This is a genomic window from Streptomyces sp. SBT349 (assembly GCF_001083795.1).
Taxonomy (GTDB): Bacteria; Actinomycetota; Actinomycetes; order Streptomycetales; family Streptomycetaceae; genus Streptomyces.
Genome location: NZ_LAVK01000356.1, coordinates 1 through 7428, shown reverse-complemented (window position 1 = coordinate 7428; position 7428 = coordinate 1). Strand labels below are relative to the sequence as shown.

The 7428-nt window shown below is 74.2% G+C and carries 7 protein-coding genes and 1 pseudogene; 5 read left to right on the top strand and 3 right to left on the bottom strand.

Annotation, left to right across the window (positions count from 1 at the left end):
- Positions 1-108, top strand: a pseudogene (locus ADY01_RS41030) (ATPase); the annotation flags it as partial.
- Positions 109-174: 66 nt separating this feature from the next.
- Entirely contained in the window at positions 175-828 is a 654-nt protein-coding gene (locus tag ADY01_RS29875; RefSeq protein ID WP_049579699.1) for an NADAR family protein, read from the top strand.
- Here ADY01_RS29875 and ADY01_RS29870 read toward each other — a convergent pair.
- Complete coding sequence (locus tag ADY01_RS29870; RefSeq protein ID WP_049579697.1) at positions 798-1748, bottom strand: GlxA family transcriptional regulator; 951 nt, start codon at positions 1746-1748, stop codon at positions 798-800. The two genes, ADY01_RS29875 and ADY01_RS29870, sit on opposite strands and share 31 nt — an antisense overlap.
- Before the next feature lie 70 nt (positions 1749-1818).
- On the opposite strand from ADY01_RS29870, the gene ADY01_RS29865 reads away from it, so the two are divergent.
- Positions 1819-3042 carry an MFS transporter gene (locus ADY01_RS29865; RefSeq protein ID WP_107081868.1) on the top strand — a complete coding sequence of 408 codons (1224 nt, stop codon included), beginning with the start codon at positions 1819-1821 and terminating at the stop codon, positions 3040-3042.
- A gap of 15 nt (positions 3043-3057) precedes the next feature.
- On the opposite strand, the gene thrS is transcribed toward ADY01_RS29865, so the two are convergent.
- Both thrS and ADY01_RS29855 read right to left on the bottom strand, forming a co-directional pair.
- On the bottom strand, positions 3058-4272 hold the full coding sequence (gene thrS, locus ADY01_RS29860) for a threonine--tRNA ligase (protein WP_049579695.1): 1215 nt from the start codon (positions 4270-4272) through the stop codon (positions 3058-3060).
- A gap of 270 nt (positions 4273-4542) precedes the next feature.
- On the bottom strand, positions 4543-5592 hold the full coding sequence (locus ADY01_RS29855) for an LLM class flavin-dependent oxidoreductase (protein ID WP_049579701.1): 1050 nt from the start codon (positions 5590-5592) through the stop codon (positions 4543-4545).
- A gap of 527 nt (positions 5593-6119) precedes the next feature.
- Between ADY01_RS29855 and ADY01_RS29850 the strand changes: the two genes are divergently transcribed.
- Positions 6120-6722 carry an RNA polymerase sigma factor gene (locus ADY01_RS29850; RefSeq protein ID WP_049579694.1) on the top strand — a complete coding sequence of 201 codons (603 nt, stop codon included), beginning with the start codon at positions 6120-6122 and terminating at the stop codon, positions 6720-6722.
- Positions 6719-7405, top strand: a complete 687-nt coding sequence (locus tag ADY01_RS29845; RefSeq protein WP_049579692.1) for a hypothetical protein — start codon at positions 6719-6721, stop codon at positions 7403-7405. The genes ADY01_RS29850 and ADY01_RS29845 overlap by 4 nt, the downstream gene beginning before the upstream one ends.
- Positions 7406-7428 lie beyond the last annotated feature (23 nt).

Here is a 7428-nt window from a genome sequence, read left to right as displayed (position 1 = left end):
GGGCGGGAGGGGGCGACCCTGGCGGAGCTGTACGCGCTGCGCAGGGGCACCGCGCCGGCGTCGGTTCCGGCGCCGCGGCGGGAGGCGGGCACCGGGGCCTATCTGTAGGGGACGCGGAGCGCCACCGTCACCGTGCGTGACGGATTGTCAGTGGGGGGTGCCAGAATCGGGGACATGAGCGAGGAGACGGGCACGAGCGTGACGGACGGTGAGGGCGACGCGCGGGTCGCGGGGCTGGTGGAGCGGGCCGCGGCGGGCGAGCGGCTGGCGTTCCTGTGCTTCTGGGGGCACCGTCCCGAGCGGGACGGGAGCGTCGGGGCGGGATGCCTCAGCCAGTGGTGGCCCGCGCCGTTCGAGGTGGACGGCGTGCGGTACGCGACGGCCGAGCACTGGATGATGGCGGGCAAGGCGCGGCTCTTCGGGGACGAGGAGGCGAGGGAGCGGGTGATATCCGCGTCGCATCCGCGGGCCGCCAAGGAGGTGGGACGCGCGGTGCGCGGCTTCGACGAGGAGACGTGGCGGGAGCACCGGTTCGGTCTCGTGGTCGAGGGCGGCGTCCACAAGTTCGGGCAGCGCGAGGATCTCTCGGCGTATCTGCTGGGCACGGGGACGAGGGTTCTGGTGGAGGCCAGTCCGCGGGACCGGATATGGGGGATCGGACTGTCCGCGACGGACGAGCGCGCGCGGGACCCGGCGCGCTGGCGCGGATCGAATCTGCTGGGCTTCGCGCTGATGGAGGCCAGGGAGCGGCTGGCCGGCGCGGCCGGGCCCGGGGCGTCGGCGGGGCCGGCGCCGTCTCAGCCGGAGCGGCGGAACGCCCGCCGGTAGGCGACCGGGGTGGTGCCGAGCGCCCGGCCGAAGTGCTGCCGCAGACCGTCCGCCGAGCCGAGGCCGCTGCGTTCGGCGACGGCGTCCACGGGGAGGTCGGTGGTCTCCAGCAGTTCGCGGGCGCGGGCGAGACGCTGCTGGATGAGCCACTTCAGCGGCGTGGTGCCGACCTCGCGGTTGAAGTGGCGCAGGAAGGTGCGCTCGCTCATGCCGGCGCGCCGGGCCATCTCCGCGACGGCGAGCGGCTGGTCGAGCCGGGCCAGCGCCCAGTCGAGCACCGGGGCCAGGCCGGTCCCCCGTCCCTCGGGGCGCGGGCGGCGGGGCGGGACGTACTGCCGCTGGCCGCCCTCCCGGTGGGGGGCGACGACCATCTGGCGGCCGATGGCGGCGGCGACCGCGGAGCCGTGGTCGGCGCGCACGATGTGCAGGCACAGGTCGATGGCGGCGGCGGTGCCCGCGCTGGTGAGGATGTCGCCGTCGTCCACGTAGAGGGCGTGGTCGTTGACGTCGACCCGCGGGTGGCGGCGGCGCAGCTCGTCCGCGTACATCCAGTGGGTGGCGGCCTCCCGGCCGTCGAGCAGCCCGGCCGCGGCCAGGACGAACGCGCCCGAACAGAGGGAGGCGACGCGGGCGCCGGCGGCGTGGGCGGTGCGCAGGGCGTCGAGCAGGCCGTCCGGGGGCCGGTAGCCGTCCATGACGCAGGCCGGGACCACGACGAGGTCGGCGCGGGCCAGCTCGTCGAGGCCGTGCTCGGTGCGGAGCGTGAGTCCGCCGGGTCCCCGGTGGCGCGGCCCGCCGGGCGCGGTGGCGCAGAGCAGGAGTTCGTAGTGAGGGGAGCGGAAGACGGCACAGGGGACGGCGAGTTCGAAGAGGGAGGTCTCATCGAGCAGGGCCACGGCGACGCGGGCGGGTGCGGTCATGGCGTAAATCTACGGCATCACGTCGTTTTCGCCACTGTCCTCGCGTCCGCCCAGGTCACAGGCTTGACGCATGAGACGAGAATGGCAGGTGAGCGTGGCGGGCCTGGCCGCCATCGGGGTGGGCTTCGGCTTCGCCCGGTACGGATACGGGCTCTTCCTTCCCGAGTTCCGCGACGAGTTCGGCCTGTCGGTGACGGCCGTGGGCCTCATCGGCAGCGCGACCTACGCCAGTTATCTGGTGGCGCTGCTCGCGGTCGGCGCGCTGGTCGCCCGGTGCGGCCCCCGGCCGCTGGTGGTCGCGGGCGGCGCGGCGGCGACGGCGGGCATGGCGCTGGTGGCCTGTGCGGGAGGAGCGGCGCAGCTCTCGTTCGGCCTGGTGCTGGCCGGGGCCAGCTCGGGCCTGGTCTGGGCGCCGTTCTCCGACGTGGTGGACCGGGTGGCCCGTCCGGCCGCGCGGGGGCGGGTGATGGGCGCGATCGCGTGCGGGACGGCGTTCGCCGTGCTGGTGGCGGGACCGCTGGCGCTGCTGACCCGGGACACGGGCTGGCGGTTCGCGTGGCTGGCGTTCGCCGCCGCCGGCCTGGTGGCGACCTGGTACAACGCCCGGGTGCTGCCACGGGGCAGCGGCCGGGCCGCCGCCCGGGGACGCGCGGGGGCGGGCGCCGGAGCGCGCGCGGCGGAGGGGCTGCGGTGGCTGGCCGTGGGGCGGGCCGTTCCCCTCTACGTGACCGCGCTGGTCTACGGGCTGGCGGGGGCCGTCTACTGGACCTTCGCCATCGAGGCCATCGACGGCGGGGCCGCCGTCGAGCCGCTGTTCTGGACGCTGATGGGCGCGGCGGGCACGGCCGGGGTGCTGACCGGGCACGCCATCGCCCGGTTCGGCGCGCGCCGGGTCCACGCCTGGCTCTTCGCGGGGATCGCGGTGGCGCTCGCGCTGCTGGGCACGGCGCCGGACGCGCTCCCCGCCGTGGCCGGCTCCGCGCTGGTGTACGGGCCGAGCTTCATGGCGGGCTCCGGCCTCCTCGCGGTGTGGAGCTACCAGGTCTTCCCCGAGCGCCCGGCCACCGGCTTCACGGCCACGGTGGTCTTCCTCGGCGCCGGAACGGTGGTCGGCCCGGCGGCGCTGGGGGCGCTCGCCGACCGGTTCGGTCTCGGCGCCGCGTTCCTGGCGACCGCGGGGCTGGCGCTGGGGGCGCTCGGGGCGCGCCCCGGGCGCGGGCCGCACCGGCCGGGCGGCCGGGGCGCCGAGAGCCGGAGCCGGCGCCCCGGCGCCTCGCTCCGGCCGGCGGGCTGAGGCCGCGGCGCGGTCTCACTCCCACAGCGCGGTGCGGTGGGCGCCCACCAGCGCGGCGACGCGGGCGAGGGCGTCCTCCGCGGGCAGGGGGTCCAGGCGGCGGCCGTCGCGCAGGCGCAGCGCGACGCGGCCGTCCGCCGCCTCCCGCGCGCCGATGACGGCCTGGTACGGCACGAGCCTGGCCTCCCGGACCCGGGCCCCCAGGCTGCCGCGCCCGGGAGCGGCGACCTCGGCCCGCAGCCCCAGGGCGGCGCAGCGCCCGGCGAGGTCGGCGGCGTCGGGGAGTTCCGCCTCGGAGACCGGCAGGACGGCCACCTGGGTCGGGGCGAGCCAGGCGGGGAACGCGCCGCCGTGCCGCTCGATGAGGTGGGCGACGGCCCGCTCGACGCTGCCCACGATGCTCCGGTGCACCATGACGGGCCGGTGCCTGGCGCCGTCCGCGCCGATGTAGCGCAGGTCGAACCGCTCGGGCTGGTGGAAGTCGACCTGCACGGTGGAGAGGGTCGACTCGCGCCCCGCGCCGTCGGCGACCTGCACGTCGATCTTGGGCCCGTAGAACGCGGCCTCGCCCTCGGCCGCCTCGAACGGCAGCCCCGAGCGTTCCATGACCTCGGTCAGCAGCACCGCGGACCGCCGCCACATCTCGGGGGCGGCCACGTACTTCCCGCCGGGCCCGGGGAGGGAGAGCCGGTAGCGGGCCGGGCTGAGGCCGAGCGCCTCGTACGCCCGGCGGATCATCTCCAGCGCGCCCCGCGCCTCCTCCGCCACCTGGTCCAGGGTGCAGAAGATGTGCGCGTCGTTCAGCTGGATGGCCCGCACCCGGGTCAGCCCGCCGAGCACCCCCGAGAGCTCGGAGCGGTACATGCCGCCCAACTCGGCGATCCGCAGGGGCAGTTCGCGGTAGCTGTGGGCGCGGGAGCGGTAGATCACCGCGTGGTGCGGGCACAGGCTCGGCCGCAGGACGACCTGCTCGCCGCCGAGGTCCATCGGCGGGAACATGTCGTCGCCGTAGTGCGCCCAGTGTCCCGAGATCTCGTACAGTTCCCGTTTGCCCAGCACCGGCGAGTACACGTGCCGGTACCCGGCCCGCCGCTCCTCGCCGCGGATGTACTCCTCCAGGGCGTGCCGCACGGCCGCCCCCTCGGGCAGCCAGTACGGCAGCCCGGCGCCGATCAGCGGATCGGTGTCGAACAGGTCCAGCTCACGGCCGATCCTGCGGTGGTCGTGCATGGCGGTCTCCTCGCGGACATCGGGCGAGCGACCGCAGCACGAAGCCCCGGGGCACTCGCCCCGGGGCTTGTCGGTCGGACATGGTCAGCGCGCCGGGACACTCTCCGGCGTCGTCGTCATACCAGCGCGCTTCATGCCGGCCACCGTAGCAAAGGCGCGAGTGGCCGCGCCCGCCCATTCCCGCTGCCCGCCCATTCCCGCTGCCCGGCAGCGAACGGGGAACCCTCACGGGCGCGGGCCCCGGACCGGTTCCGGGGGGCGGCCGTCGGGTCAGGTCAGCGCGGGCATGATGTGGTCGTGGATCAGGCGTAGCTGGGTGTCGACGTCGGCGACCTGGTCGAGGTCGCGGCCGGTGAAGGCGCGCACCAGGCCGCGGTCGGTGATGGCGCAGATCATGTGGTTGACGCCGGCCGGTGCGATGTCCCGCCGGATCTTCTCCAGGCACTCCTCGGGGGTGCCGGAGACGGAGAGGCGGTCGGCGAGGCACGGGCTGGTCAGCTCGATGCCGCGGGCCAGGTCGCCACCCGCGATCGCGTCGATGACGGGCGCGAGCTCCTGCGGGTCGACGCCGTTGCGGAGCAACTGCTCCTTCGGCATGGACGAGGCGTAGATGCCGACCATGCTGCGGGCCGCCTCCTTGGCCCGTGCGGAGTCGGGCCCGGTGGCGAAGACCACCCAGGCCCCGATGTCCAGGTCCCGCCAGTCCTTGCCCGCCCGCTCGGCTCCGGCCCGGATGTGACGTACCGCGTAGTCGTACGCCTCGCGGGTGTAGCTCAGCGCGTGGTGGCAGCCGTCGGACAGCTCGCCGGCCGCCTCGAAGGACCTGGGCCCGCGCATGGCGCCCAGCATCAGCGGCAGGCGCTCCTGGACGGGCCTGGCGAAGGTGAACAGCCCGTCGTAGGTGAAGAACTCGCCGTCGTAGGTGATCGCCCCGCTGTCCAGCAGGGTGCGGACCACATGCAGACCCTCCTTCACGCGGGACAACGGCCGGGTCTTCGTCCAGTCCATGCCGTACTGCGCCAGCAGCCCGAAGTTCCCGCTGGAGAGCACGCCTTCGGCCCGGCCGCCGGACAGCTCGTCGAGCGTGGCCAGCGACTGCGCGATCAGGCTCGGCTCGCGCAGGGTGACCGGGGAGACGCTGGGACCGAAGCGGATGCGGCGGGTCTGGCCGGCCGCCACCGCGAACAGCTGCCACAGGTCCTTGTGCCAGGTCTCGTCGGCGGCGTAGCAGGCGTGGAAGCCGAGATCGTCGGCGAGGCGGATCGACGCCAGGGACTCGTGCAGGGGGTAGTCGGGGAGCAGGGCGTAGCTGAACTTCATGTGCACCACCGGAATCCGATCGGGACACGTCGGCAGAGGACCACTCCCAGCGTCTCCGGGGTCGCCCGCGGGAAACAGTCCCGTCTCGGCCACGTCCGCCACCCGCCCGGGGCGTTCCGCGGCCTCGACGGCGAGCGGGATCGAGCGGGATCGACCGGGGCGATCCCGGGTCTGTCCTCATGTGACGGCGTTCGACCGCCTTGGTGTGACCTTAGACACACCATCTGCCACCTTCTGCCCACAGGAGTGCACAGACTCCAAAAGTCAGCAGGTCAGAGGCTTGTCCCGACTTGCCCTTTCTATGATCATCTTACTTCACGCGCACGTGCAAACCCACCCGGTGACAATTTCTTCGAGAGGCATGCGTGACCGCTCTTGCGAATCGCTTAGGTGGGTGGTGAGGCCCAACCAGCCTCCGGCAGCGGCCTGTTGGCCGTGGCCGACGTCGATGAAGAGGAACCGATGTCGAACTTCGCTGTCTGCGGCCTGGCGGGTGGACGGACCGCCATGTACGACGGGAGGCCGTCGTGAGGGAAGAGGATCTCCCGGAGGGCAGTCCCTACGAGGCCGGTATCAGCCCGCCCGTGCAGGTGGATCTGCCGCTGGACGCCGAGGCGTTCTACCTCGTGCACCAGGGGATGTACCACGCCTACGCCGAGGCCCACCTCGGCAACAGGCGCGCGGCCGAGGAGGCGGCGCACCTGGTGTTCGCCGAGTTGCTGGCCGGCTGGGCCGAGCTGCTGACGGAGGGCAACCTGGAGCAGAGCGCGTGGCGCGTGCTGCGGCGGGTGGTCCGCGAGCAGCTGGAGGTCGAGGGGCGGCTGCCCGCGTACATCGTGAACGGCCCCGTGGCGCAAATGCTGCGCGCCGCCCAGGGGCGGCTGGCGAAGATGGAGAGCTCGCGGGGCGTGTACACGGCGATCGCCGAACTGCCGCCCCGGCAGTGCGACGTGATCGTGCTGCGGCACATCCTGGGGCACCCCACCAGGACGGTCGCCAGTTTCATGGGGCTGGACGACCGGACGGTGGACTACCACCACCGCCGGGCCAAGGAGCGCCTGCGGGTGCTTCTGGGGCTGCCCGCCGATCCCGCTCCCGAGAACCACGAGAAGGAAGAAGGACTCCGGTGACCACACCGACCGTCGACGAGCTGCTGGACACCCTCCAGATCCCCATGTCCTCCGCGTCGTTCGACGCCGCCGCCGGGCTGCGCCGCCTGGCAGCGGAGGCCGCCGGGCGGCCGGCACGCCGGGCGGCGAGTCCGGAGCTCGTCCGCGCCAGGCAGGCCAGGCAGACCCTCAACCTGGTCTCCGGCTGGGTCCTCGACCGGCCGGGCGCCGCCCGGCACCTGTCCCATCTGGTCGAGGACCCTCCGCCCGATCTCCCGGCGGAGCACAAGGACTTCGCCGCCGGGACGATGGTGTTCGCCTGCCTGCTCTACCTGACCGGGCGGCGGGAGAGCGCGCAGTTCTGGTGGCAACTCGCCGCGGGCGCCGGCGACCGCGCCGCCGCCTACTGCCTCCACCTCCACCACCGGGAGCTCGACGAACCCCACGAGGCCACCCACTGGTACCTCCAGGCGCGCGAACCCTCCGAGTCCGAGGCGGAGCCCGGGAACCCGCTGATCAACAACGCCATCGACGTCCTGGAGAGCCTCGCCCGCTACTCCGGGAAGCACGGCCGGACCAGAGTCCCCACCGAGTCCCTCGAGGCCGAGGTCGACCGCCTCGACACCCGCGACACCTGCGGCATCGTCACCCTCCCCAACCTCCGCCTGGCCGACCGCCTCCGCCAGGTCGCCAGCCGCCGCTGACCACCCCGGCCACCCGGCCACCC